This is a genomic window from Bacillus sp. JK62, from assembly GCF_053663455.1.
Genome location: NZ_JBSJQA010000009.1, coordinates 1 through 26,257 on the forward strand (window position 1 = coordinate 1; position 26,257 = coordinate 26,257).

Genomic DNA, 26,257 nt, shown 5'->3' on the forward strand with positions numbered 1-26,257 from the left:
GTTGTTCTTTGAAAACTAGATAACAGAAGTAATTCACATTCAATTAGTAATGCAAGATATCACGTAGTGATTCTTTTTAACGGTTAAGTTAGAAAGGGCGCACGGTGGATGCCTTGGCACTAGGAGCCGATGAAGGACGGGACGAACACCGATATGCTTCGGGGAGCTGTAAGCAAGCTTTGATCCGGAGATTTCCGAATGGGGAAACCCACCACTCGTAATGGAGTGGTATCCATATCTGAATACATAGGATATGAGAAGGCAGACCCGGGGAACTGAAACATCTAAGTACCCGGAGGAAGAGAAAGCAAATGCGATTCCCTGAGTAGCGGCGAGCGAAACGGGACCAGCCCAAACCAAGAGGCTTGCCTCTTGGGGTTGTAGGACACTCTGTACGGAGTTACAAAGGAACGAGGTAGATGAAGAGGTCTGGAAAGGCCCGCCATAGGAGGTAACAGCCCTGTAGTCAAAACTTCGTTCTCTCCTGAGTGGATCCTGAGTACGGCGGAACACGTGAAATTCCGTCGGAATCCGGGAGGACCATCTCCCAAGGCTAAATACTCCCTAGTGACCGATAGTGAACCAGTACCGTGAGGGAAAGGTGAAAAGCACCCCGGAAGGGGAGTGAAAGAGATCCTGAAACCGTGTGCCTACAAGTAGTCAGAGCCCGTTAACGGGTGATGGCGTGCCTTTTGTAGAATGAACCGGCGAGTTACGATCCCGTGCAAGGTTAAGCAGAAGATGCGGAGCCGCAGCGAAAGCGAGTCTGAATAGGGCGAATTGAGTACGTGGTCGTAGACCCGAAACCAGGTGATCTACCCATGTCCAGGGTGAAGTTCAGGTAACACTGAATGGAGGCCCGAACCCACGCACGTTGAAAAGTGCGGGGATGAGGTGTGGGTAGGGGTGAAATGCCAATCGAACCTGGAGATAGCTGGTTCTCTCCGAAATAGCTTTAGGGCTAGCCTCAAGGTAAGAGTCTCGGAGGTAGAGCACTGATTGGACTAGGGGCCCCTACCGGGTTACCGAATTCAGTCAAACTCCGAATGCCGATGACTTATCCTTGGGAGTCAGACTGCGAGTGATAAGATCCGTAGTCGAAAGGGAAACAGCCCAGACCGCCAGCTAAGGTCCCAAAGTATACGTTAAGTGGAAAAGGATGTGGAGTTGCTTAGACAACCAGGATGTTGGCTTAGAAGCAGCCACCATTTAAAGAGTGCGTAATAGCTCACTGGTCGAGTGACTCTGCGCCGAAAATGTACCGGGGCTAAACGTATCACCGAAGCTGCGGACTGTTCTTCGAACAGTGGTAGGAGAGCGTTCTAAGGGCTGTGAAGCAAGACCGGAAGGACTTGTGGAGCGCTTAGAAGTGAGAATGCCGGTATGAGTAGCGAAAGAGGGGTGAGAATCCCCTCCACCGAATGCCTAAGGTTTCCTGAGGAAGGCTCGTCCGCTCAGGGTTAGTCGGGACCTAAGCCGAGGCCGAAAGGCGTAGGCGATGGATAACAGGTTGATATTCCTGTACCACCTCCTCACCATTTGAGCAATGGGGGGACGCAGGAGGATAGGGTAAGCGCGGTATTGGATATCCGCGTCCAAGCAGTTAGGCTGGGAAATAGGCAAATCCGTTTCCCGTGAAGGCTGAGCTGTGATGGCGAGCGAATTATAGTAGCGAAGTTCCTGATTCCACACTGCCAAGAAAAGCCTCTAGCGAGGTGAGAGGTGCCCGTACCGCAAACCGACACAGGTAGGCGAGGAGAGAATCCTAAGGTGATCGAGAGAACTCTCGTTAAGGAACTCGGCAAAATGACCCCGTAACTTCGGGAGAAGGGGTGCTCTGTTAGGGTGCAAGCCCGAGAGAGCCGCAGTGAATAGGCCCAGGCGACTGTTTAGCAAAAACACAGGTCTCTGCGAAGCCGTAAGGCGAAGTATAGGGGCTGACGCCTGCCCGGTGCTGGAAGGTTAAGAGGAGCGCTTAGCGTAAGCGAAGGTGCGAATTGAAGCCCCAGTAAACGGCGGCCGTAACTATAACGGTCCTAAGGTAGCGAAATTCCTTGTCGGGTAAGTTCCGACCCGCACGAAAGGCGCAACGATCTGGGCACTGTCTCAACGAGAGACTCGGTGAAATTATAGTACCTGTGAAGATGCAGGTTACCCGCGACAGGACGGAAAGACCCCGTGGAGCTTTACTGCAGCCTGATATTGAATGTTGGTACAGCTTGTACAGGATAGGTAGGAGCCTTGGAAACCGGAGCGCCAGCTTCGGTGGAGGCATCGGTGGGATACTACCCTGGCTGTATTGACCTTCTAACCCGCCGCCCTTATCGGGCGGGGAGACAGTGTCAGGTGGGCAGTTTGACTGGGGCGGTCGCCTCCTAAAAGGTAACGGAGGCGCCCAAAGGTTCCCTCAGAATGGTTGGAAATCATTCGCAGAGTGTAAAGGCACAAGGGAGCTTGACTGCGAGACCTACAAGTCGAGCAGGGACGAAAGTCGGGCTTAGTGATCCGGTGGTTCCGCATGGAAGGGCCATCGCTCAACGGATAAAAGCTACCCCGGGGATAACAGGCTTATCTCCCCCAAGAGTCCACATCGACGGGGAGGTTTGGCACCTCGATGTCGGCTCATCGCATCCTGGGGCTGTAGTCGGTCCCAAGGGTTGGGCTGTTCGCCCATTAAAGCGGTACGCGAGCTGGGTTCAGAACGTCGTGAGACAGTTCGGTCCCTATCCGTCGCGGGCGCAGGAAATTTGAGAGGAGCTGTCCTTAGTACGAGAGGACCGGGATGGACGCACCGCTGGTGTACCAGTTGTTCTGCCAAGGGCATCGCTGGGTAGCTATGTGCGGACGGGATAAGTGCTGAAAGCATCTAAGCATGAAGCCCCCCTCAAGATGAGATTTCCCATTCCGCAAGGAAGTAAGATCCCTGAAAGATGATCAGGTTGATAGGTCTGAGGTGGAAGTGTGGCGACACATGGAGCTGACAGATACTAATCGATCGAGGACTTAACCAATTTGAATGTATGCTTACTGTTATCTAGTTTTGAGAGAACACTCTCAATGGTTTGGTGGCGATAGCGAAGAGGTCACACCCGTTCCCATGCCGAACACGGAAGTTAAGCTCTTCAGCGCCGATGGTAGTCGGGGGTTTCCCCCTGTGAGAGTAGGACGCCGCCAAGCTTTTCTAAAATTTTATCATCGCGGGGTGGAGCAGTTCGGTAGCTCGTCGGGCTCATAACCCGAAGGTCGCAGGTTCAAATCCTGCCCCCGCAACCAAAAATTAAATGGTCCGGTAGTTCAGTTGGTTAGAATGCCTGCCTGTCACGCAGGAGGTCGCGGGTTCGAGTCCCGTCCGGACCGCCATTTTTATTGTAAACGAAACGATCATGTTTTCGTTTTTTTTGTGTTTTCTTTTAAATGCTGGCAGCTTGGTATCTAACCAAGCTTTCTTTTATATCGTTAAAGTCTTGGATATTGAAACATAATCCGATACACTAGAAAGAGCTGTATTTCACAAGAGCGTCAGAAAGGGAGACGGGAGATATATGGATGAGTTTGAGTTGATTCACAGTATTACTCCGCATTCGCATTATCATCCTTCCGTCGATGTAGGGATCGGTGATGATGGTGCGGTTTATACAGCGTCACCCCATATGCAGCAAATTGTCTGCCTTGATACAATGGTGGAGAATGTCCATTTTAAATTAGAGTATTCCTCTCCTCATGATATCGGTTATAAAGCGCTTGCTGTTAACATTAGTGACGTGGCGGCGATGGGAGGCATTCCGAAGTTTTATTTGGTGTCTCTAGCGGTTCCTTCTTGCTGGCAGAAAGCTGACGTCCAGGCAATGTATGAAGGGATGGCGGAACTGGCGAAACTATATCAAATGGATTTGATCGGGGGAGATACCGTCTCCGCTTCCGGTCAAGCCGTAATTACCGTTACTGTCATCGGAGAAGTTGAGAAGGATTGCGCTTGTCTGCGAAGCTCGGCAAGACCCGGAGATGTTGTGTTTGTTACGGGGGATATCGGCTCGTCCGCAGCAGGACTGTCTCTTTTGTTGGGAGAAACACTTTCTTCTGCTTTTCACACGAGTGATTATTTTATCCGAAAACATAAACGGCCCGTTCCGAGAGTTCAAGTCGGCCGCTTCTGCTCTCAGCTTCAGCGCGCGGCTCTGAATGATATCAGTGACGGATTGGCCAGTGAGCTGCATGAAATAGCTGCGGCAAGTTCAGTTACGATAGAAATTGAAGAACAACTTCTGCCGGTGCATCCGGATTTGCCTGAGGCAAATTCTGAGTGGAAGAAATGGGTGTTATTCGGCGGTGAAGATTTTGAATTGGTTGGAACGGTTTCTCAGCAAGAGTGGACCTCTCTGCTTGATTACTGCTCTCAGTCAGGCATTCCGATAGCGAAGATAGGGGCGGTGTCTGAACGGAAGGAAGCATGTGTTCTTTTGACAGCCAATGATCAGAGACAAATCGTCCTTGAGAAAAAAGGATACAATCATTTTAAATAAGACGGGTGACTCACTTTGAAGACATTACAATGGAGAACGAAAAACCCCGAAGAAACGAAAGCCGTAGCCAAGCTTGCCGCTTCTTTGGCAAAGCCGGGAGACATTTTGACACTGGAAGGCGACTTAGGCGCGGGAAAAACGACTTTTACAAAGGGTTTTGCCGAAGGACTGGGAATCACGAGAGTGGTAAACAGCCCGACTTTTACAATTATAAAAGAATACCATGACGGTTCGATTCCTCTATATCATATGGATGTGTATCGTATGGAGGATGAAAGCGAAGACTTAGGGCTTGAAGAATATTTTGAGGGACAAGGCGTCTGTTTAATTGAATGGGCTCATTTAATTCAGGATCAGCTGCCTGCTGAACGGCTGCAGATCGTCATCAAGAGAGCCGGTGATGAGGCAAGGGACATTACCTTTACGGCTTGCGGAACACGGTATGAAACGCTTTGTGAGGAGATAAATAAACATGACAATACTGGCAATTGATACGTCAAATTACACGCTGGGTGCCGCGCTCGTTCGTGACAAAACGGTGATGGCGGAGTATATTACATATTTAAAAAAGAATCATTCCGTGCGGGCGATGCCTGCTGTCAATTCATTGCTGAAGGATTGCGGCCTGACACCGCAGGACCTTACGAAAATAGCGGTGGCGAAAGGACCGGGATCGTACACAGGTGTCAGAATCGGTGTGACGCTGGCAAAAACATTGGCATGGTCGCTGAAGCTTCCGGTTTCCGCTGTCTCGAGCCTGGAGGTGCTGGCGGCTAACGGACGGCACTTTCAAGGACTGATCTGCCCGTTATTTGATGCCCGGCGCGGACAGGTATATACGGGACTTTATGAATATCAGGACGGCCGATTACAATCCGTTCTTCCTGATCAGAATGTCCTTTTGACTGATTGGCTCGGCATGCTGAAAGAAAAAGCGTCTCCGGTTTTATTTTTAGGACACGATACAGCCATTCATGAAGAAACCATTCTGCATGAATTGACATCTCAAGCAGTGATAGGAACGGCTGCACAGCATAATCCGCGGCCGTCAGAGCTGGCGTTTTTAGGCTTGGAAAAAGAAGAAACGGATGTCCACAGCCTTGTTCCGGATTATTTGCGTCTGGCAGAGGCTGAAGCGAAATGGATGGAATCTCAAAAATAGGGTGATAGGGATGAAAACGAAAACGGCGATTCGAAGCATGCGGCCGGAAGATATTGATCAAATTTATGAAATTGAAACAGCATCCTTTACTTCTCCGTGGACGAAGGATTCATTTTATCATGAGCTTTTGGAAAATCCGTATGCCCACTACCTTGTCATTGAAAAGGATGGCTGTCTGGCGGGGTATTGCGGAATCTGGATTATTATAGATGACGCGCAGATTACGAACATAGCCATTAAGCCGGAATATCGGGGCCAATCGTTGGGAGAAGCGCTGTTTCGCTCTGCGATAGAATTGTGCAGAGAAAAAAAGGCAAGAAGGCTCTCTCTCGAAGTCAGGGTCTCAAATCATCCCGCCCAATCCTTATATAAGAAATTCGGTCTTCAGGCCGGAGGAATCAGAAAACAATACTATACAGATAACGGGGAAGACGCGTTATTAATGTGGGTGACATTACATGAGTGAAAAACAAGATATTTATGTATTAGGAATCGAAACAAGCTGTGATGAAACTGCGGCCTCAGTCGTGAAAAACGGAAAAGACATCATTTCAAACGTTGTCGCTTCTCAAATTGAAAGTCATAAACGTTTCGGCGGAGTCGTGCCTGAAATAGCGTCCAGACATCATGTGGAGCAGATTACCCTTGTGATTGAGGAAGCTCTTTCAAAGGCGGAGATGGGCTTTGATGATCTTGATGCGATTGCCGTAACGGAAGGACCCGGACTTGTCGGAGCCCTGTTAATCGGGGTCAATGCGGCAAAGGCGTTAAGCTTTGCCCATCAAATACCGTTAGTCGGCGTCCATCACATTGCGGGCCATATCTATGCAAACAGGCTGATAGGAGAGCTTCAGTTCCCGGCGCTTGCTTTGGTTGTGTCAGGCGGACATACGGAATTGGTTTATATGAAAGAGCACGGTTCATTCGAGGTTATCGGTGAAACGCTGGATGATGCCGCAGGCGAAGCTTACGACAAAGTGGCAAGAACGATGGGGCTTCCTTATCCGGGAGGGCCGCAGATTGATAAGCTGGCTGCTGCGGGAACGGATTCCATTCCGCTTCCGCGTGCGTGGCTGGAAGAAGGGTCTTACAATTTCAGCTTCAGCGGCCTGAAATCAGCCGTGATTAACACGCTTCATAACGCCTCGCAAAAAAATGAGGTGATTCCTCCGGAGGATCTTGCCGCAAGCTTTCAGCAGAGTGTCATTGATGTACTGACGGCAAAAACCTCTAAGGCCGCGAAAGAATACGGGGTTAAACAAGTGCTGCTTGCAGGAGGCGTAGCCGCTAACAAAGGGCTGAGAGCCGCACTGCAGCGGGAATTCAGCCATTCGGGAGATCCCGAGCTTATCATCCCGCCGATTTCTTTATGCACGGACAATGCAGCGATGATTGCGGCTGCCGGAACCGTTGCTTTTGAAAAGGGGATCCGGGGCTCGTACGATATGAACGGACAGCCCGGTTTGGAATTAACATCCTTTGATCGTCTCACGTTGTAAAACGTGAGGCTTTTTTTTTTACTTATTAACAGATAATTCTAATATATCCACAGGATTGTGAATATATTCAGAAATCCAGTCTGGATAAGGGACTGTAAGTTGTTAGTAAAGTGGATAAAGTCAGAAAATTTTGTGGATAGTGTGTATAAAGCGCTTGCTTAAATGGCTGACAAGGAGGATAGCTGTGGATAAAAAAGCACCCCTTAAAGAGGTGCTTGACTTTTTCTATTCTTCTGAGGAGAGTTCCTCCCATTCTGCTAATAAGTTTTCGAGCTCTTGATTCAGGGCTTCATTCTCCGCGTGAATGGTCTGTACTTTTTCATGATCCTGATACACGTCAGGATCGCACAGCAGCTCCTCATTGGCACTGATTTTCTCTTCGGCGGATGAGACGGCCGCTTCGATTTCTTCAATGCGTCTCAGGCGCTGCCGTTCTTTCTTCTTCCATTCTTTTTCTTCCTCGTAAGTTCTTTTCGTATCCTGTTTGACCTTGCCGGCAGGCTGAGCCTGCTCCTTTTCCTGCCGCTTCATTTCTTCCAGTTCCAGCTGCTGTGCTTTTTTCTCGGTGTAATAGTCATAGTCTCCCAAATATTCTTCTGCATGATCAGGTGACAGCTCCAGCACTCTTGTGGCGATCCTGTTAATAAAGTAGCGGTCATGCGATACAAATAACAGTGTTCCCGGGTAGTCGATCAGGGCGTTTTCCAGCACCTCTTTACTGTCCAGGTCAAGGTGGTTTGTCGGCTCATCAAGGATGAGAAAATTTGCTTTTTGAAGCATCAGCTTGGCAAGCGCGACTCTTGCTTTCTCACCGCCGCTTAACGAACGGACCGGTTTCAGGACATCGTCTCCGCTGAACAGAAAGTTGCCGAGGCATGTTCTGATCTCTTTTTCCGGCATGTCCGGATATTCATCCCACAGCTCGTCCAGCACGCGTTTGGACGAGGTCAGTTCAGCCTGCTCCTGATCGTAATAGCCGATTGTGACATTGGAACCGTACGTGATCGACCCGGATTCCGGACTGATTGTATTCATAATCGTTTTCAGCAAGGTTGATTTGCCGATTCCGTTCGGTCCGACGAGGGCGGCGCTTTCGCCTCTTGTAATGCCGAAGGTCAGGTTTTTCAAGAGCGGCGGCTGGCCGTCATAGCTGATGGAAACATCCTGTACGCGCAGGACGTCGTTTCCGCTCTGTTTTGTAATGTCAAAACGGAAGGCGGCGGATTTCTCATCCCCGAGCGGCTTTGCCATGACGTCCATCCGTTCAAGCTGTTTTCGTCTGCTTTGGGCTCTTTTCGTTGTAGAAGCTCTGGCCAGATTGCGGTCGACAAAATCTTGAAGCTTGGCGATTTCGTCCTGCTGTTTTTCATACAGCTTCAGGTCTTTCTCATACTGCTCAGCTTTTTGTTCTAAATAGGCGCTGTAGTTGCCGAGGTATTTTTTGCTTTCTGTCCGTGAGACCTCGTACACTTGGCTGACGACTTTATCAAGAAAGTATCTGTCGTGGGAAACGATCAGGATTGCGCCTGAATATCCCTGTAAATAATGCTCAAGCCATGTAAGCGTATCGATGTCGAGATGGTTCGTCGGTTCATCCAGAATAAGCAGATCAGGCTGGGTCAGCAGCAGTTTTCCGAGCGCAAGCCTTGTTTTCTGACCGCCGCTCAGGCTTTGCACTTTCACGGAATCGTCAAATTTTCCGAAGCCGAGGCCGTGAAGGATAGATCGGACGTCCGCTTCATATTGATAGCCGCCTTTATCCTTGAAATCCTGCTGAAGCCTGTCATAGGTTTTCATCAGCGTCTCAAGCTCCGCCGGGGCGGCCGTGGCCATCTTTTCTTCAATAGAGCGCATCTCTTTTTCCATTGCTTTCAGGAAATCAAAAACGCTCAGCAGTTCTTCTTTTATGGTAAGCTGGGATTCCAAGCCTGTGTGCTGGGCAAGATATCCCATCGTTAATTCTTTCGGTTTGATTAATTCACCCTTTTCATATGAAAGGTGACCTGCGATAATTTTAAGGAGAGTTGATTTGCCGGCTCCGTTTCTGCCTACTATGGCGATGCGATCCCGAGATCTGACTTCAAGCTTTATATTGTTTAAAATAGGATCAGCGCCAAAAGATTTGGATAGCTGATTAATTTGTAAGATCATCATATTATTTCACCTCTGTTATAATAAGTTAAGTGTAGCTTATCAACCTGCTGTCAGCAAACAATACATCAGAATTGGAACATTATAGGATAAGACATCAGGGAGAAAATAGTGTATGATCAGAAGTAAGGAGAGTTTAAATATGAATGGATTTTCTCATTTTAATGAAGAAGGCCGTGCCCGCATGGTGGATATAAGCGATAAATCTTCAACAGTCCGTACTGCCGCTGCGATATCCAGCGTACACATGAAACATGACGTGTACAGCAGAATCAAAAACCGCGAGATCGGAAAAGGAGACGTGCTGGCTGTCGCACAGGTGGCAGGAATTATGGCCGCAAAGCAGACGTCAGCGATTATCCCGATGTGCCACCCGCTTTCTTTAAGCAGCGTCGACATTTCATTCGGCTGGGAGGAAAAGGATTCCGAAGCCGTTCTTCATATACAGGCAAGCGTAAAAACGAAAGGGAGTACAGGTGTGGAAATGGAAGCGCTAACTTCCGCTTCAGTCTGCGCTTTGACCGTGTATGACATGTGCAAGGCGCTGGATAAAGGAATGGTCATCGGCCCGACCTGCCTCATGGAAAAAACAGGAGGCAAAAACGGTGATTTTAAAAGAGATGCATCTGAGTATAAAGTGGAGGACCAATCATGAACAAGGATCAATCAAAAATTCCACAGGCGACGGCAAAACGGCTGCCGCTTTATTATCGCTTTTTAAAGAATTTACACGCGTCAGGAAAGCAGCGCGTTTCATCGGCTGAACTGAGCGATGCGGTAAAAGTCGATTCGGCCACGATCCGCCGGGATTTTTCCTATTTCGGGGCGCTCGGCAAAAAAGGATACGGCTATAATGTGGATTACCTGCTGTCATTTTTCAGAAAAACACTGGATCAGGATGAAACGACGAACGTCATTTTGATCGGTGTCGGGAATTTGGGGACGGCGTTTCTTCACTATAATTTCACAAAAAATAATAACACAAAAATATCTATGGCTTTTGATGTGAATCAGAGTAAAATAGGAACTGAGGTAGGCGGTGTGCCTGTCTTTGATCTTAATGATTTAGAGCTTCACATAAAGGATGAACCCGTGGCGATTCTTACCGTTCCGGCGGTTGCCGCCCAGTCAATCACCGACCGGCTCGTGTCGCTCGGAATCAAGGGAATCCTTAACTTTACGCCGGCCCGTTTGAATGTGCCGGATCACATTCGAATTCATCATATAGATTTAGCAGTAGAGCTTCAATCATTGGTTTATTTCTTAAAGCATTATTCTGTTTTGGAAGAAATTGAATAGCGAAAGGAGGAGCTGCACATGATCGGTCCTGGAAGCCTGGCGGTTATCGGTGTGGTGGCGGTGATTATTTTCGGTCCGAAGAAGCTTCCCGAATTAGGAAAAGCGGCGGGGGACACGCTTCGTGAATTTAAGAACGCTACTAAGGGATTAGCCGGTGAAGAAGAGGAAAAAAAGAAAGAAGAACAGTAAGATAGGATGACGCGTATGAGAGTGAATCAAATGACGCTTGTGGAGCATATTGCCGAACTTCGGAAACGATTGCTGATTGTGGCGTTATCCTTTACGGTTTTCTTTATTGCCGGCTTTTTTCTGGCAAAACCTATCATTGTGTATCTTCAAAAAGCCGATGAAGTAAAAGAGCTCACCCTTAATGCTTTTAACCTGACGGATCCGCTGTTTATCTTTTTGCAGTTCGCGTTTATCATCGGCATCATTTTGACTTCGCCGATTATTCTCTATCAGATTTGGGCGTTTGTCAGTCCGGGTCTGTATGAGAAGGAGCGCAAAGTAACACTCAGCTATATTCCGATTTCGATCGTGCTGTTTGTCGGCGGTGTGTCGTTTTCTTATTATATTTTATTTCCGCTGGTCGTTGATTTTATGAAGCGGGTCTCGAATGACCTGGATGTCAACCAGGTGATCGGGATCACCGAATACTTTCATTTTCTGCTGCAGCTGACGATTCCGTTCGGGCTGCTGTTTCAGATGCCGGTGCTGATCATGTTTTTAACGAGACTCGGTGTTATCACGCCGATGTTTTTATCGAAGATCAGGAAGTACGCATATTTTGTGCTGCTCGTGATCGCCGCGATGATTGCGCCGCCTGAGCTGCTGTCTCACTTGATGATTACCATTCCGCTTTGCATTTTATACGAGATCAGTATCCTGATTTCAAAAGCGGCGTATCGGAAAAGGCAGACCGGCAGTGAATCTGACCAGGACGTATCAGCATAAAAAAAGCCATTTCTCAATGATGAGAAATGGCTTTTCTTTTATTATTTTTGATTTTTCTTCACTTTAAATGAGAAGGCGAACATTTTAAACGAGATGCTGATATTATAAGCGGCGAAAACCATCAGCAGTATGGAATAAAAAGACCACATGCTTCCCGGAGAGCTTGCGGCCAAATACGTAAAGATACAGCCGACTGCGAAATAAATCAAGCCCCAAGTCATTGGGTTCCTCATACAAACAATCCTCCAATAATTAATTGCATTTGCTCACTATGCTGTTCAATATATTTTTGGGCGGGGCCGAGCTGCATGACCACGACAATGGTATTCATCATGACATGGGCGAATATCGGCACAATAATCCGTTTCGTCTGCACATACAAGAACGCAAAGGTAAAGCCCATGGCCGTATACAGCAGCAGGTGCGTGAGGTCTTGATGCACAATGCCGAAAATGACGGAACTGATCAGTCCGGCGATAAAGAAATTCGTTTTTTCATATAATACACCGAAGATGATCTTCCGGAAAATGATTTCTTCAAGAATCGGCCCGACGATAGAAGAAACGATAATCATGAGCGGCATGGCTTTAATAATGTTAAGAATGGCTTTCGTGTTTTCGGAACCGCTGCCCACATGAAAGACATACTGCTCAATCATCCCGGCGATTCCCTGAGAAAATAAAGCGAGCCATATTCCCGCGACCGCCCAGAGAACGGACATGCCGGCGGATGCTTTCTTCCCGTTTCTTAATGTCTGTTTCGGCGCGGTTCTCAAAATCAAGAGAACGATAATCAGGCAGATAAAAAAGCTTACGACGGAATAAATCCCCTGAGCCATGGTGAGATTCGCATTCGTAGGGTGCCCGCCCGCATAGCCGAATTTGTACATTAAAGGAATGCCGATCAATGCGGAAAGCTGCATGATAACATATGTCAAAATGATATACCAATACTGTTTTCTCAAATGATATGTACTCCTTTATCCTATAAAATCAACTTATTTGTTCTTATTGTAACACAAGTGAACTTGACGTGAAAAAAGGAGAAAATCAGTGCGAGAGAGAATCATGTAAGCGTGAAAATTTTTTATTCTTATGACTTGAAATTGGAAGTGAGATTCTTTATTATAATAACTGTGTTAGCACTCTTTAGAGCTGAGTGCTAAAATTACATATTCATACTATTGAGGAGGTTATTACATTGTTAAAGCCATTAGGTGATCGCGTTGTCATTGAACTCGTAGAATCTGAAGAAAAAACTGCCAGCGGAATCGTATTACCGGATTCTGCAAAAGAAAAGCCGCAAGAAGGCAAAATCGTGGCAGCCGGTTCAGGTCGCGTGTTGGAAAGCGGAGAGCGCGTTGCTTTAGAAGTAAAAGAGGGCGACCGCATTATCTTCTCAAAATACGCCGGTACTGAAGTGAAATACGAAGGTACTGAATACTTAATCTTACGTGAAAGCGACATTTTAGCTGTAATCGGCTAAGCAAATAAATATTTTTAAAAATTCGAGGAGGTTTCGTTAACATGGCAAAAGATATTAAGTTTAGTGAAGAAGCACGCCGCGCTATGCTTCGCGGTGTCGATGCGCTTGCTGACGCTGTAAAAGTAACTTTAGGGCCAAAAGGACGTAACGTGGTTCTGGAGAAAAAATTCGGTTCTCCGTTAATTACAAATGACGGTGTGACAATCGCAAAAGAAATTGAACTTGAAGACGCGTTTGAAAACATGGGTGCGAAGCTTGTAGCTGAAGTAGCCAGCAAAACAAACGACGTTGCCGGTGACGGTACGACGACTGCGACTGTACTTGCGCAGGCTATGATCCGCGAAGGCCTGAAAAACGTAACTGCGGGAGCTAACCCTGTCGGCGTACGTAAAGGTATGGAACAAGCCGTAACTGTTGCAATCGAAAACTTAAAAGAAATTTCTAAGCCGATCGAAGGCAAAGAGTCTATCGCTCAGGTTGCTGCGATCTCTGCTGCTGATGAGGAAGTCGGAAGCCTTATCGCTGAAGCAATGGAGCGCGTAGGAAACGACGGCGTCATCACAATCGAAGAGTCTAAAGGCTTCACAACTGAGCTTGAAGTTGTGGAAGGTATGCAATTCGACCGCGGATATGCGTCTCCTTACATGGTGACTGACTCTGATAAGATGGAAGCGGTTCTTGACAATCCTTACATCTTAATCACAGACAAAAAAATCACAAACATTCAAGAAATCCTTCCTGTGCTTGAGCAAGTTGTACAGCAAGGCAAACCATTGCTTCTGATCGCTGAAGATGTTGAAGGTGAAGCTCTTGCTACACTCGTTGTCAACAAACTTCGCGGCACATTCAACGCTGTTGCCGTTAAAGCTCCTGGCTTCGGTGACCGCCGTAAAGCAATGCTTGAAGACATCTCTGTTCTTACAGGCGGAGAAGTAATCACAGAAGACTTAGGCCTTGACCTGAAATCTACTGAAATCGGACAATTGGGACGCGCTTCTAAAGTTGTAGTAACGAAAGAAAACACAACAATCGTAGAAGGCGCCGGCGACACTGAAAAAATCGCAGCTCGCGTCAACCAAATCCGCGCTCAAGTGGAAGAAACAACTTCTGAATTCGACAGAGAAAAATTACAAGAGCGTCTTGCGAAACTTGCCGGCGGCGTAGCTGTCATCAAAGTCGGCGCTGCGACTGAAACTGAGCTGAAAGAGCGTAAACTTCGCATCGAAGACGCCCTCAACTCAACTCGCGCAGCTGTTGAAGAAGGTATCGTATCCGGCGGTGGTACAGCGCTTGTCAATGTATACAACAAAGTCGCTGCAGTGGAAGCTGAAGGCGATGCGCAAACAGGTATCAACATCGTGCTTCGCGCGCTTGAAGAGCCGATCCGTCAAATCGCACACAATGCAGGACTTGAAGGATCTGTCATCGTTGAGCGCCTGAAAAATGAAAAAATCGGCGTAGGCTTCAACGCTGCAACCGGCGAATGGGTAAACATGATCGAAAAAGGTATCGTTGACCCGACAAAAGTTACACGTTCAGCCCTGCAAAACGCAGCTTCTGTAGCAGCAATGCTCTTAACAACTGAAGCCGTTGTCGCTGACAAACCGGAAGAAAACGCCGGCGGCGCAGGAATGCCTGACATGGGCGGCATGGGCGGTATGGGCGGCATGATGTAAAAAAATTATGATCCCTGTTTGGACATAAGGGGTTGCCAGATGTAATGCCATATCGAGGTCTCTCACAAGTTCAATGAATTTGTGAGGGACTTTTTTTATTTCTATCATTCATCTTAAATTACAAATAAATGATTCTAATTTATTCAAGTTAGCATCAAGGCATATGATTTTGTTATAAATCTTTTAAAAGGATTTATGTTCATTGGCGCTTTGCTGATTTTTATTCTTTACATCTTTTGAAGTAAGAGCAGATATTCTTATTTTGTCATACGTTTGCCACTTTTAAATGAAGTACCTTACTAACAAAAAATAAGGAGTGGAAACAATGGATGAAATGGTACAAAAAGTTCAACAATGGGTAAATCTTGTTTACTTGAACAAGCCAGGTTATGTGAAAATTGATGAAAATGGAAAAACAGGGTGGCCTGTGATTGAAGCTTTGATTACAGGATTACAAATTGAAGAAGGAATTACGTCAACTACTGGAACATTTGGACCAGCTACTATGGCAAAATGTCCTACATTATCAACTAAATCTAATTCTTCGAATGAAAAAACAAGAAATGAAATTATGATTCTTCAAGGTGCATTGTATTGCAAGGGATATAATCCAACTGGTTTTACAGGAACCTATGGTGATGGTACAAAGGCTGCTATAAAAAAATTTCAAACTGATGCAGGGTTGTCTAACCAAGATGGAATTGCAACTCCTATAATCTTTAAAGCGTTATTAAATATGGACGCTTTTGTAAATGTAGGAGATGCCAAAATTCGTAATATTCAACAAGAGTTGAATCGGAAATATTATAAGGTCACTGGCCTTAATCCATGTGACGGTAGATACTCCCGACAAACTAATGAGGCTTTAATTTATGCACTCCAGGTCGAAGAAGGAATAGCAGAACCAACTGGAACATTTGGACCTGCTACAAAATCAAAATGCCCGACAATCTCAATGGGTAGCACAAAAGCTAATTTAGTAAAGCTCTTACAATATGCTTTGTACTGTAATAATCGTGATCCAGGAAGATTTGATGGTATCTTCGATGAAAATATGAGAACAGCACTTATTAATTTTCAAAAGTTTTCAGCATTACCTGCCGATGGAGTAGCTGGAATGCAGACCTGGGCATCTCTTTTAGTAAGCAAAGGTGACGAAGATAGGAAAGGAACAGCTTGTGATTGTGCCACACCAATTAATGCTGCCAGAGCAGCAACTTTGAAAGCCAACGGGTATACAACGGTTGGGAGATACCTTACTGGATCGTATCAGATGACGTTGCCTGAATTAGAGACTATATTTGCTGCAGGGCTTAGCGTATTTCCAATTTACGAGAGAAACTCAATTCAAGCTTCTTATTTTACAGAAACTCAAGGGGTATTCGATGCCAGAGCAGCTGTTGGTGCGGCTAAGGGATTTGGTTTTAAAGAAAATACTATTATTTATTTTACTGTAGATTACGACGCTATTGACGGTGAGGTTACCAGTCGCATACTCCCTTATTTTAAAGCAATTAAAAGGACATTTGCCCAACTCAATAGTGGTTATCAAATTGGTATTTATGGCGCGAGAAATGTTTGTAGTCGCGTGGCCGCAGCCGGTTATTCGGTCAGCAGTTTTGTATGTGATATGTCTTCAGGATTTAGCGGTAACCGTGGCTATTCACTTCCCACCGATTGGGCATTTGACCAAATAAAGACAAGGAGTATAGGGGACGGACCTGGGAAAATAGAGATTGATAATAATATCTCATCAGGCAAGAATAAAGGCGTTAATTCTATAGTTTATAATAAAGAAAATAGTAATAATTTTGTTTCCGCAACAAATAATAAGTTCTTCGAACAATTAAAAGTTTTATATAATACAGCAGTAGATTATGTTACTGAAAAGGAAGGAAATAAACCTAATCCGGTTGGCAATATTACTCAACAGGCAAATGAATTAGTTGCCCAGTATCTAAGAAAAGATGAATATGATGGTTTATTGTGGATTTTAACAGCGGATTTTATTGACACAGATTTTGTTAAAATAGCTGATAACGTATTGAAGGGACAAGAAAAGAGAATCCTGATAGATCCATTTTCTAAACTGACACTAGATGTCGCACATATGATGGCCACTTTTAATGCAATAATTCATAGTTCTGTAGGAATGATACAAGATCTTGCAGGATGGGCAGGTGATTTAATTACAGTAGGGGGAGACACTGTTCGTTATAATGCTAATTATAAAACAACTTATGATGCTGCAATAGATTTAATAGGAGGTCAAATTGGTACATTTGGAATTCAAGATTTATTAGGAGATGTAGACGCTGTTAACCTTGCTATGAATACAAGAACAGGGATTACCTCACAACCAGTTTACAAGGTATTTGAAGAATACTATACTACCGGCTATAGTAGAAGATACTCTCAATTTTTCAAAAACAGATTTAATAATTCATTTGAAGCAGTTACTAAGGATGCAGAGTACTATTTAAACACCAACAATCCTGTATGTTTGGAATTTAAACATCATTTTAATGTTAAGAATTATACCCAAGAGGATGGTCAAGTAATTGCACAAGCATTTGCAGATTGCCTTAAACAAAAAATAAAATTTGAATAATTAATTCTTCCCAAAAGTAAATCGCTGTTTTGATTTACTTTTGGGAAAAGCGTTATAATGCATATTGAGGGGGCGCATATCATTGTGATACAGTTAAAGATTATATATAAGGCAGTATTAGTAATTTTAATAAGTGCCTTTTTTTTATTGTTTAATGGATGGTATTTTCATAAATGTATTATTGATCCGCATTACTACCAATTAACAGATTTTTCGGAAGAAGATATTCAAATTTTTGAGCATTTTTATAATATTGATCTACCTTCAAATACGAAGTTTATTAAAGCTGAGCAATTTGAAACAGGGATAGGTAATTACTCTGCGATTTTGTACGTATCATTACCTGCCAAAAAGGTAAAGCCTTTAGTTTCTGACTATTCTTATATGCCTATCTTTTATAACAATAGGTATACAGTATTTTATGGTGTTAATATTACAAGTAGCAATAAGGAAACAGCACAAATTACATTTGGAGCAGACGATAGTTCGCTGAATGGTTCTTTATGGAGTAAACAAGTAAGGGATCTCTTAGAATCGAAAGGGAAGTATATTGGCGTTTCAGATGAAACTTATGTTATTTCTGCGTTTATATTTAATGTCGTTTTTATTGCATTACTTGTTTGGATCTTGAAAAAGGGCAGAAGAACTAGAGTTTGAATTAAGAAATATTTGAACTCAACAGCATAATGTTGATTAGGAATACTTAAGGGTATATCGGACAGAAAGAGTTTTCATTGCACAGATCTTTATTAAATAATAACGGTAAGCCAAATTTAAATGCAGTTCAAGGGTATTATAATAGTCTTGTTTTCTCAAGATATAAGCTATTATAAAAATAAATTTAATAGTATGGAAGGAAAGAGAAAGGGGGAAAACATGAGGAGATATTTAGGGATAGTGTCACTTATCATGCTGTTATTCACATTGTGTTTTCTACCCCATATCCATTTTAGAACTGCACAAAATCAAAGCTCCGTCGAAAAGTCATCACCCTGCATGTATGGGAAAACCAAAAGAAAAGAAGAGGTTGGAAAAATCACTTAAAGTTTCAGGAAAAAAATCCTATGAAAAAATAGAACGCAATTTTGGAGATGAAACCAATCACTGATTCGTTGTTTCGAGCAGGCAAATAAAATGCGCGCGAACAAATTCTCCTCGCATCCGCCGGCTAGAATGGAAAAAATAAAATTTTTTATAAAAGTGTATTTGTTTAGCACTTTGTAATCTTTTATTCATGTATATGGGTTTATTGGATACCTTGGCAAAGGTTTTATAGATGATACTTCAAATTTTAAGCTTCATTACACAAGAATCTTAAATTTGCATTAATATTAATAAATTTCTATCATACTTATTCATTTCTCAGAAGAAAGATATGGAAAAACCTCTGTTTTTTTAGGAAAATATGTTATTATAATTGTGAATTTAAAATATTAAAAAGAAAAGAGGAATTCTAAAGATGAAAAAGTTAGTAATGACCCTGTTTACAGCAGCACTTTTGGGAGTTGCCATTTTCGCAGGCGGGTCAGAAGCATTAGCTATGGATTCGAAAGGTACAATCAAATTTAAAACAGATGCTAATACATATACGAAAAGAGCTACTTCCATTGTGGTTACTGGTACTTTGGCTAGGGATTTAGATAATGGCTTTTCAGTAATTATATTAAATAATAAAGGTAAGGTAATTGCCAGAAAAGATATTTTGCATAGTATTGGTTCACGTAATTTTCGTGTGAGTTTTTCAACGAAAAATCTTCCTGCAGGTAAGTATGATGTGCAAGTTGGACAGGATTGGGGAGGAAGATATTGGTCAGGTGAACTAAAACATTATATTACAGTACAGCATTAATACGGCTGTATAAGTATTAACCTCTTGTTGTTAAAAGGTTTAACTTTAGAAATTTGTTTTCTGTGAAATAATAATTTTTCAATCAAGGTATCTTAATCAATTTACTGTACTGATAAAGATACCTTTTTATCTTTAAAAACAACAAGGTCATGAGTGTTTTTCAAAGCTTGTACCGCTAGCCGCAATGTAGTTGTCTTTTAAATGAGAATATCCATTTGCTCCACCTCACCCCGAATCCCAATCCCAGGCTCCCACGAATCAATCAGACGAATGGCCTTCTGATTCGATTCCATCGCTTTCGTTTTCTCTCCTTTTCGGTACAACAGCTGTGCCATTCCGTAATAATAGTAGATCAGTTCAACTTGATTGGCGTTGTGTTTGTCATAGAGCATCTGTTCAAAGGCTTTTTCCGCTTTTTCGAGTTGATCACACTTGACGTAAGCCATGCCCAGGTTGAAATAGGCTTCTATCGTTTTTTCGCCGCCGTATGCGGCGCTGGTTGTGTTTGCCGCTTCGTATAATGTGATGGCTTCTTCGTAGTGAGAGCGGGCGAAACTCAGGTCGCCGCGGACCAGAAGAACCCTGTGCCGGATAATGGGGGAGACGGGCTGATCTTTGATGCCGTTCAGCATTGCTGCCGCTTTGTTCGGTTCTCCAGTTTTTAACAGCAGCCTCGATTGCAGGGCGCTTCCCCATACTTTCAAGTCGTCGTGATCCGGCGCGCCTGATTGTTCGAGTATCTTCAGGCCGGCTTCTATTTGCCTGAGAGCTCCGTCTGAATCGTTGACTTCCATCAGCGCCCAGCCTGCCGTGTCGATCCTGAAGTAGGCTTCCCGTGTGTGTTCGCCTGATTGACGGGCGGCATCGGCGGCTTTTAATCCGTATTCGATTCGCAGGGGCAGGTTGATTCTGCTTAGAAAATGGCTGATGCGGATGATGAGTTTGATCAGGATGTCATGTTGTCCGGTTTCACTCGACCATTCGATGACCTTTAGGATGTTCGGCCATTCCTTTTTCATTTGCTCTAAATTCCGTCCCAGCAAGTAGCTCCAATAGACAGAATTGGGCTGTTCCCGCTTTATATGGGTTTCCGCATAATCGATATAATAATGCGCCCAGCGGCTGCGGGCTCCTTTTTCAAATTCGTGATTTTCGGATAAGTGCTGTTCTCCGTAAGCGACAACGGTTTGATGGGCTGCGTATTGAATCCTTCCTTCGCTTCGTTCCGGCTGTATTAAAGCATATGACCTCATTTGCTCAATGGCGTAATGAAACCGCCGGACGTCTAATCCGGCCGCTTGAGCCAAGCTTTTTTCATCAGGGGGCTTAGCGAAAAAGCAAAGCGTCTGCCATAGTTTCCGTGTGTCTTCATGACATCTGTCCCATGTGCGGCCAAAGAGAACTTCAAACAATTCCAATAATGAGTAACCCGCTTGTTTAAGTTCTTGAATGAGCTGGGGAGCGGGGATGTCGTCGTCTGACATGTAAGCGATGCTCAGTGCCATGGCCTTCGGGTTGCCGGCGGCTGCCGAGACGAATTCATTCTTAAGGTCAGGCGATAGCCACAGCAGCTGCTCCAGCTTTTCCCGTTTTTGCGGGAGGTTGCATGTTTGCAGACAGCGGTGCACTTCTTGATGGAAAAATTCAAGGGCATCCGTTTGTTCAAGGCCGCTCAGCTGGATGGCCGCCAGTTCCCCGAGGCCGTCCCGGTATGTCTGTTTTACGTTTTCCCGTGCCGTAAGGAGGACTTTTACGCCTTCCGGAAGACCGATGATAAATTCGTGAATGTCACGTTCCGCTGTATCGATGCTGTCAACGATCAGCAGCACGGGTTTTTCATTTGAATGAGCGGCTAATGCATTGCGGACGACGAAGCGTTTTTCGTTGATAGATTTGTCGATTTGTTCTGCGCGTCCAAGCTGATAGGCGATCGTGTTTAAAAAATCGCTGAAGCTCAATCCTTTCCAGTCAGCGCTGATCCAGATGATGCTGTTGAATGCCGGCCAATCTGGTGAACCGCCGGCACAAAGGTAGGCTGCTTCAAGAGCGATCGTTGTTTTTCCCATGCCGGCCCAGCCTGTGATTAAACAGACCGGTGACGGAGACAGCATCCATTGCCGAATCGCCTCTATATCAAAGCCGCGTCCGATAAAGTTCCCGGTCCGGCGTGACGGTAAGTTATGCGTGACGGGCTTTTCTGTAAGCGCATTCGTTTCATGGCTTGGTCTGTCATGAAACAGCCGCTTTACTGCTTTTTCAACATCTTCATCACTCGGCGCTCCGAATGATCCGTCTTTCCGGCGTATTTTTGCTTTTTTTAGACAAGACGCCGTCCAAACGGGCAATGCGGGTTTGATGACGGGAATGGTGGTGGTTTCCAGAAGGCCGGTCAGCCATTCAGGATCCATGTCAGTCTTTTCGATAATGATCCAGATCATGCCGAACAGCTTTCCGTCGTCAATTCGTCCGGGAATGTAGTTTGCGCCCATCTGTCCGATCCAGCTTTTGATCGTGTTAGAGGAAACGCCTAATCGGAGTGCGATTTGATCGATATAAGACTGTCCTGTTTTTTCGTTATTTTTCCTTCTGACTTTATAATCAGGATGAAGTTTCAGCGATTTGACGGCAGGTGCCAGCAGTTCTGCAAATTGTGTCCGGTTTTCTAGTTCAGCCATTAGCCTGCACCTCCTATTAGTACTATTTTATCAATTCAGTGTTTTTTGTATATGAAAAAATAAAAAGTACAGTGCGGCTGTCCTTTTATACAGCAGGAAAGGCTGTTGAACGTATGGAAAAGCAGATAAAATAGGAGAAGTAACAGAGAAAACAAAAATGTATGCACTTACATTTCAAAGCAGAGAAAGGATTTTGCCAAATGACTCACACAGTGCCTCAAAACATGAAAGCGGCGGTTATGCACAGCACGAGAGAAATCAAAATCGAAACATTGCCCGTGCCTGACATCAATCATGATGAAGTGTTGATTAAGGTGATGGCTGTCGGAATTTGCGGATCTGATCTGCATTACTATACAAATGGCAGAATCGGCAATTATGTAGTGGAAAAACCATTTATCCTCGGTCATGAATGCGCGGGAGAAATTGCCGCCGTCGGATCGTCTGTCGATCAATTTAAAATAGGAGACCGGGTCGCCGTCGAACCCGGTGTCACATGCGGGCGCTGTGAAGCGTGCAAAGAAGGGCGTTATAATCTTTGCCCGGATGTACAGTTTTTGGCGACACCGCCGGTTGACGGCGCGTTTGTCCAATATATCAAAATGCGTCAGGACTTTGTTTTTTCAATTCCGGATTCACTTTCCTATGAAGATGCGGCTTTGATCGAACCGTTTTCTGTCGGCATTCATGCGGCCGCGAGAACGAAGCTTCAGCCCGGTTCCACGGTTGCGATCATGGGCATGGGTCCTGTGGGGCTGATGGCCGTTGCGGCAGCGAAAGCATACGGGGCAGGCACAATCATTGTGACCGACTTGGAGCCGCTGCGGTTAGATGCTGCGAAAAAAATGGGCGCGACGCATGTCATCAATGTCCGGGAACAGGATGCCGGTGAAGAAATCAAAACGATCACGAATGGCAGAGGCGTTGATGCTGCCTGGGAAACAGCGGGGAATCCGGCGGCATTGCAATCCGCACTGGCTTCCGTGCGCCGGGGCGGAAAACTTGCGATTGTCGGTTTGCCTTCTCAGAACGAGATTCCGCTCAATGTGCCGTTTATTGCAGATAACGAGATTGATATATACGGAATCTTCCGTTATGCGAATACGTATCCGAAGGGAATTGAATTTCTCGCTTCCGGCATAGTGGACACGAAGCATCTTGTAACGGACCAATATCCGCTGGAAAAGACGCAAGAGGCGATGGAACGCGCCTTTCAATACAAAAATGAATGCTTAAAAGTGATGGTGTATCCAAATCGCTGAGTGAACGGGGAGGATCTTTGCATTCTCCCTCTTGCTTATCAAAAATGAAAACGGATTCTTGGGGTGGGAAATGATGATTGAAACAGAAAAAGCAGCGGCAGTAAAGACGAAACATCGCGGCCTGTCCTGGATGGAACGGATCGGCTACGGATTCGGCGATATGTCGTACAATATTATCTTTCAGTTTGTAAACGCATACTTATTATTCTACTATACAGATGTCGGCGGCATTAAGCCTGCGGTCATCGCAGCTTTGTTTCTTATCGTAAGGGTGCTGGACGCTATTTTTGATCCGATTATGGGCGTGATTCTAGACAAGACGAATACAAGATGGGGAAAGGCAAGGCCGTATCTTTTGTGGGTGGCGTTTCCTTTTGCGCTATTTACGTTCTTATGCTTTACGACTCCTCATTTCGGCGAGACGGGGAACATGGTTTATGCGTACATCACTTATATTCTGCTTGGGATGTCCTTCAGCATGCAGACGATTCCGGTCAACAGCTTAACGGGGCGGATGACGAATTCCGTGGAGGAACGGACGGTTCTGACGACGACCCGGATGATTTTGGTTTATATCGGGATTCTGTTGTCGATTTCCTGTGCGACACCGCTTGCGGACGCCATCGGCGGGAAAGATCAGGCGTTTGGATTTCAGATGACGGCGCTTATCTACGCGGCGGTGAGCATCGCATTGAATCTGTTCAGCTTCTTTACCGTGCGGGAACGGATTCAGCCTGAAAAAAGAAAAAAACAAGGAATGAAAAAAACGTTGTCTGTTTTATTCCGAAACAAGCCTTTGCTCATTTTGGTTTCTGCATTTTTGGCGTTTGCGATTGGGTTTAACATTAAGCTCAGCACGATGGTGTACTATTTTACGTATAACGTCAACCATAAGGAATTTGTGTTTTTAGGAACCGTGTTGTTTTTCGGCGCCGCGCTGATCAGCAATCTGTTTATTCCTTTCTTTTCTGAGAAGCGGGGCCGGAAGCAGGTCATGATCATCACGGCGGCGTTATCGCTGATTTCTTATGCGGGCCTTCAGTTTACATCGTATTCCTCCATTCCCCTTATTTTCTTTTGGCTTTTCGTTTCGGGATTTTTCACGACGCCTTTAAATACACTTGCTTGGGGAATGGTTGCCGATTGTGTCGATTATGCGGAATGGAAAACCGGAGTCCGGGCTGATGGCGTGGTGATTTCGAGCATGAGTTTCATCAATAAGCTCGGAGTTGCGTTAGCCGGGTCATTTTCGGCCGTTTATCTCGGAATCGCCGGGTATGCCGCGAATACCGATCAGACCGCCTCGTCATTGACTGCGATTAAAAATATGAATGCGCTCATTCCGGGATTGTTCATTCTGCTGTCTATTATTCTTATTTCTTTTTATCCTTTAACTGAAAAGAAATATCAGCAGATGATGTCTGATCTGGAGCAAAGGGCTGCAAGATGAGTATACGTAAAATTTAAAATATTCTATGTAAACGGTTGTATTTATGACTGAAAGCACTATACTGAAACTATAATCGAGAATTGATAAATGAGTGTGATAATGTGGGAAGCCAATCTGTTATTTGTATTGGAGAATTGTTAATTGATTTCTTTTGTACCGATGTGGATGTTGATTTGACGGAAGGGCGCAATTTCTTAAAAAGTGCCGGCGGCGCACCGGCGAATGTGTCGGCAGCCATTGCTAAGCTGGGCGGAGACGCGGCTTTCAGCGGAAAAACAGGCAAAGATCCGTTCGGGTATTTTCTGAAGCAGACATTGGACGCCGTACACGTCGATACGTCTATGCTCGTCATGGATGAGAAAGCGCCTACAACGCTTGCGTTTGTTTCATTAAAACAAAACGGGGAGCGCGACTTTGTGTTTAACAGAGGAGCGGACGCTTTGTTTACGCTGGATGATATTGATCTGGAAAAGGTAAACGATGCGAAAATCCTTCATTTCGGATCAGCGACGGCATTGTTATCTGATCCGTTTTGCTCGGCCTATTTACGGCTGATGTCGATTGCGAAAGACAATGGACAGTTTATTTCCTTCGATCCTAACTACCGTGAGGATTTATGGAAAGGAAGAGTTTCAGAGTTTATAAACACCGCAAAAAAAGCCATTGCCGTAAGTGATTTTGTGAAAGTCAGTGACGAAGAGCTTGAGATCATCAGCGGTGCGAAGGATCATAAAGAAGGCGTTGCGGTTCTTCATGAGCTCGGGGCCGGTATTGTGGCGGTGACACTCGGGAAAAGCGGCACCCTTCTTTCAAATGGGAAGGATATTGACGTCATTCCGAGCATTCCGGTGACATCAATAGACTCAACGGGAGCGGGAGATGCGTTTGTCGGCGCGGCGCTGTATCAGCTGGCGCGCACGGCTGAGATTCAGACGGCAGCCGAAGATTTTGCGAAGCTGCGTGATATTGTCTCATTTGCCAATAAGGTGGGGGCGCTCGTGTGCACCAAAATCGGTGCGATTGATGCTTTGCCGAGCTTAAAAGAGGTTGAAGTATCACTGTAAAGTATGGAGGATGTTTCTTGAAAGTCATCGGACTTCGGGAAGCATCCTCTTTATTTAGGTCTGAAACCCTTTTCGATATACGGTATACTTTAGAAAGGCATCCAGTAAATTGAACCGCTGTGAAGTACATACAATAATGTTTTTATCAGTTCTGAGTAAAACCAAGTTTCTGCTGCTGCCGTCATGTACAGTGTGACGGCCTGTGATATTGAACCGCGGAGGAATTTTTTTTATGAAACATGTTTTTCTTTTTGTGCAATGCGCGTTTTCTGTTTTTTGTTTTCTTTGTCTCGCCGCTGTCAATTGGTATCAGGGGAGTGAGCTTGTTTCTGATTCGTTTGATTGGAATGATACGGCTAAATTCTCAAAGCTTTTGAATGGGACGGATACGATTACAAGTCCGGAACAGATTTCGCAGTTGGATTTCTTTGTGTATGCTGCGAAGCATTATCCGTTAGTGAGCGGGTTGATGATCGGGCTGTTTGTTTATTTTTTGTTCTCACTGTATCTGCTTGTGAGGAATTTCCGCCGGCACAAATGGGCTGAATGAGACTATTTTCATATAAAAATATATAAATTCAAGAGAAAATGAAACCTTTT

At 45.1% G+C, this 26,257-nt stretch carries 22 protein-coding genes, 2 tRNA genes and 2 rRNA genes; 22 read left to right on the forward strand and 4 right to left on the reverse strand.

The features are described from left to right. Positions 1-81 precede the first annotated feature (81 nt). The 9 genes from ACWJJ4_RS18305 (at position 82) to tsaD (ending at position 7,181) form a co-directional block, all read left to right on the forward strand. Positions 82-3,011: ribosomal RNA gene (locus ACWJJ4_RS18305) — 23S ribosomal RNA — on the forward strand. 50 nt (positions 3,012-3,061) lie between these two features. Then, positions 3,062-3,177: ribosomal RNA gene (gene rrf / locus ACWJJ4_RS18310) — 5S ribosomal RNA — on the forward strand. A gap of 19 nt (positions 3,178-3,196) precedes the next feature. Then, a tRNA-Met gene (locus ACWJJ4_RS18315) sits at positions 3,197-3,273 on the forward strand. A 10-nt stretch (positions 3,274-3,283) separates the two neighbouring features. Beyond that, positions 3,284-3,360, forward strand: a tRNA-Asp gene (locus ACWJJ4_RS18320). A gap of 182 nt (positions 3,361-3,542) precedes the next feature. Next, positions 3,543-4,520: a thiamine-phosphate kinase gene (gene thiL, locus ACWJJ4_RS18325; protein ID WP_146283770.1), complete on the forward strand. Its 978-nt coding sequence runs from the start codon at positions 3,543-3,545 to the stop codon at positions 4,518-4,520. A 15-nt stretch (positions 4,521-4,535) separates the two neighbouring features. Then, positions 4,536-5,012, forward strand: a complete 477-nt coding sequence (tsaE, locus tag ACWJJ4_RS18330; RefSeq protein WP_003155999.1) for a tRNA (adenosine(37)-N6)-threonylcarbamoyltransferase complex ATPase subunit type 1 TsaE — start codon at positions 4,536-4,538, stop codon at positions 5,010-5,012. Further along, entirely contained in the window at positions 4,993-5,682 is a 690-nt protein-coding gene (tsaB, locus tag ACWJJ4_RS18335; protein WP_071391371.1) for a tRNA (adenosine(37)-N6)-threonylcarbamoyltransferase complex dimerization subunit type 1 TsaB, read from the forward strand. Before tsaE ends, tsaB begins: the two co-directional genes overlap by 20 nt. A 10-nt stretch (positions 5,683-5,692) precedes the next feature. Continuing rightward, entirely contained in the window at positions 5,693-6,148 is a 456-nt protein-coding gene (gene rimI / locus ACWJJ4_RS18340; RefSeq protein ID WP_003155993.1) for a ribosomal protein S18-alanine N-acetyltransferase, read from the forward strand. Continuing rightward, positions 6,141-7,181, forward strand: coding sequence for a tRNA (adenosine(37)-N6)-threonylcarbamoyltransferase complex transferase subunit TsaD (gene tsaD / locus ACWJJ4_RS18345; RefSeq protein WP_454021859.1), 1,041 nt, complete (start codon positions 6,141-6,143; stop codon positions 7,179-7,181). Before rimI ends, tsaD begins: the two co-directional genes overlap by 8 nt. 225 nt (positions 7,182-7,406) lie before the next feature. Here the strand turns inward: tsaD and ACWJJ4_RS18350 are convergent, their stop codons facing one another. Continuing rightward, positions 7,407-9,335, reverse strand: coding sequence for an ABC-F family ATP-binding cassette domain-containing protein (locus tag ACWJJ4_RS18350; protein WP_020953910.1), 1,929 nt, complete (start codon positions 9,333-9,335; stop codon positions 7,407-7,409). A 139-nt stretch (positions 9,336-9,474) separates the two neighbouring features. Between ACWJJ4_RS18350 and moaC the strand changes: the two genes are divergently transcribed. From moaC to tatC, 4 genes are read left to right on the forward strand one after another with little or no spacing between them, the layout of a single operon-like run. Further along, positions 9,475-9,987: a cyclic pyranopterin monophosphate synthase MoaC gene (gene moaC, locus ACWJJ4_RS18355; RefSeq protein WP_003155986.1), complete on the forward strand. Its 513-nt coding sequence runs from the start codon at positions 9,475-9,477 to the stop codon at positions 9,985-9,987. Beyond that, entirely contained in the window at positions 9,984-10,631 is a 648-nt protein-coding gene (locus tag ACWJJ4_RS18360) for a redox-sensing transcriptional repressor Rex (RefSeq protein WP_003155984.1), read from the forward strand. Before moaC ends, ACWJJ4_RS18360 begins: the two co-directional genes overlap by 4 nt. 18 nt (positions 10,632-10,649) lie before the next feature. Beyond that, entirely contained in the window at positions 10,650-10,820 is a 171-nt protein-coding gene (locus tag ACWJJ4_RS18365; protein ID WP_003155981.1) for a twin-arginine translocase TatA/TatE family subunit, read from the forward strand. A 6-nt stretch (positions 10,821-10,826) separates the two neighbouring features. Then, the gene (gene tatC, locus ACWJJ4_RS18370) at positions 10,827-11,585 is read left to right on the forward strand and encodes a twin-arginine translocase subunit TatC (protein WP_088005343.1); all 759 of its coding nucleotides are present in this window, start codon (positions 10,827-10,829) and stop codon (positions 11,583-11,585) included. A gap of 41 nt (positions 11,586-11,626) precedes the next feature. Here the strand turns inward: tatC and ACWJJ4_RS18375 are convergent, their stop codons facing one another. Together ACWJJ4_RS18375 and ACWJJ4_RS18380 are read right to left on the reverse strand one after the other, a co-directional pair. After that, positions 11,627-11,818, reverse strand: a complete 192-nt coding sequence (locus ACWJJ4_RS18375; protein WP_003155975.1) for a YdiK family protein — start codon at positions 11,816-11,818, stop codon at positions 11,627-11,629. Beyond that, positions 11,815-12,549, reverse strand: coding sequence for a CPBP family intramembrane glutamic endopeptidase (locus ACWJJ4_RS18380; RefSeq protein WP_003155972.1), 735 nt, complete (start codon positions 12,547-12,549; stop codon positions 11,815-11,817). Before ACWJJ4_RS18380 ends, ACWJJ4_RS18375 begins: the two co-directional genes overlap by 4 nt. Before the next feature lie 236 nt (positions 12,550-12,785). Between ACWJJ4_RS18380 and groES the strand changes: the two genes are divergently transcribed. The 5 genes from groES (at position 12,786) to ACWJJ4_RS18405 (ending at position 19,206) form a co-directional block, all read left to right on the forward strand. Further along, a complete protein-coding gene (gene groES / locus ACWJJ4_RS18385; RefSeq protein WP_003155970.1) occupies positions 12,786-13,070 on the forward strand; it encodes a co-chaperone GroES in 285 nt (94 codons plus the stop codon). Between the two features lie 41 nt (positions 13,071-13,111). Beyond that, positions 13,112-14,746: a chaperonin GroEL gene (gene groL / locus ACWJJ4_RS18390; RefSeq protein ID WP_003155941.1), complete on the forward strand. Its 1,635-nt coding sequence runs from the start codon at positions 13,112-13,114 to the stop codon at positions 14,744-14,746. 325 nt (positions 14,747-15,071) lie between these two features. Further along, entirely contained in the window at positions 15,072-17,357 is a 2,286-nt protein-coding gene (locus ACWJJ4_RS18395) for a glycoside hydrolase domain-containing protein (RefSeq protein ID WP_146283768.1), read from the forward strand. 57 nt (positions 17,358-17,414) lie between these two features. Continuing rightward, positions 17,415-18,014, forward strand: coding sequence for a hypothetical protein (locus tag ACWJJ4_RS18400; RefSeq protein WP_146283767.1), 600 nt, complete (start codon positions 17,415-17,417; stop codon positions 18,012-18,014). A gap of 802 nt (positions 18,015-18,816) precedes the next feature. After that, complete coding sequence (locus ACWJJ4_RS18405) at positions 18,817-19,206, forward strand: hypothetical protein (protein ID WP_070081453.1); 390 nt, start codon at positions 18,817-18,819, stop codon at positions 19,204-19,206. Between the two features lie 197 nt (positions 19,207-19,403). Here the strand turns inward: ACWJJ4_RS18405 and ACWJJ4_RS18410 are convergent, their stop codons facing one another. After that, positions 19,404-21,881 carry an NB-ARC domain-containing protein gene (locus ACWJJ4_RS18410; RefSeq protein ID WP_454021860.1) on the reverse strand — a complete coding sequence of 826 codons (2,478 nt, stop codon included), beginning with the start codon at positions 21,879-21,881 and terminating at the stop codon, positions 19,404-19,406. A gap of 200 nt (positions 21,882-22,081) precedes the next feature. On the opposite strand from ACWJJ4_RS18410, the gene gutB reads away from it, so the two are divergent. The 4 genes from gutB to ACWJJ4_RS18430 all read left to right on the forward strand — a co-directional run bounded on the left by gutB (position 22,082) and on the right by ACWJJ4_RS18430 (position 26,207). Beyond that, positions 22,082-23,143 carry a sorbitol dehydrogenase gene (gene gutB, locus ACWJJ4_RS18415; RefSeq protein ID WP_015388610.1) on the forward strand — a complete coding sequence of 354 codons (1,062 nt, stop codon included), beginning with the start codon at positions 22,082-22,084 and terminating at the stop codon, positions 23,141-23,143. Positions 23,144-23,216: 73 nt separating this feature from the next. Further along, positions 23,217-24,593 (forward strand): MFS transporter, encoded by a 1,377-nt coding sequence (locus tag ACWJJ4_RS18420; RefSeq protein ID WP_070082688.1) that lies wholly within the window; start codon positions 23,217-23,219, stop codon positions 24,591-24,593. A 101-nt stretch (positions 24,594-24,694) separates the two neighbouring features. After that, the gene (locus ACWJJ4_RS18425; protein WP_060674424.1) at positions 24,695-25,657 is read left to right on the forward strand and encodes a carbohydrate kinase family protein; all 963 of its coding nucleotides are present in this window, start codon (positions 24,695-24,697) and stop codon (positions 25,655-25,657) included. A gap of 232 nt (positions 25,658-25,889) precedes the next feature. After that, positions 25,890-26,207: a YjdJ family protein gene (locus tag ACWJJ4_RS18430; protein ID WP_454021861.1), complete on the forward strand. Its 318-nt coding sequence runs from the start codon at positions 25,890-25,892 to the stop codon at positions 26,205-26,207. Positions 26,208-26,257: the final 50 nt, after the last annotated feature.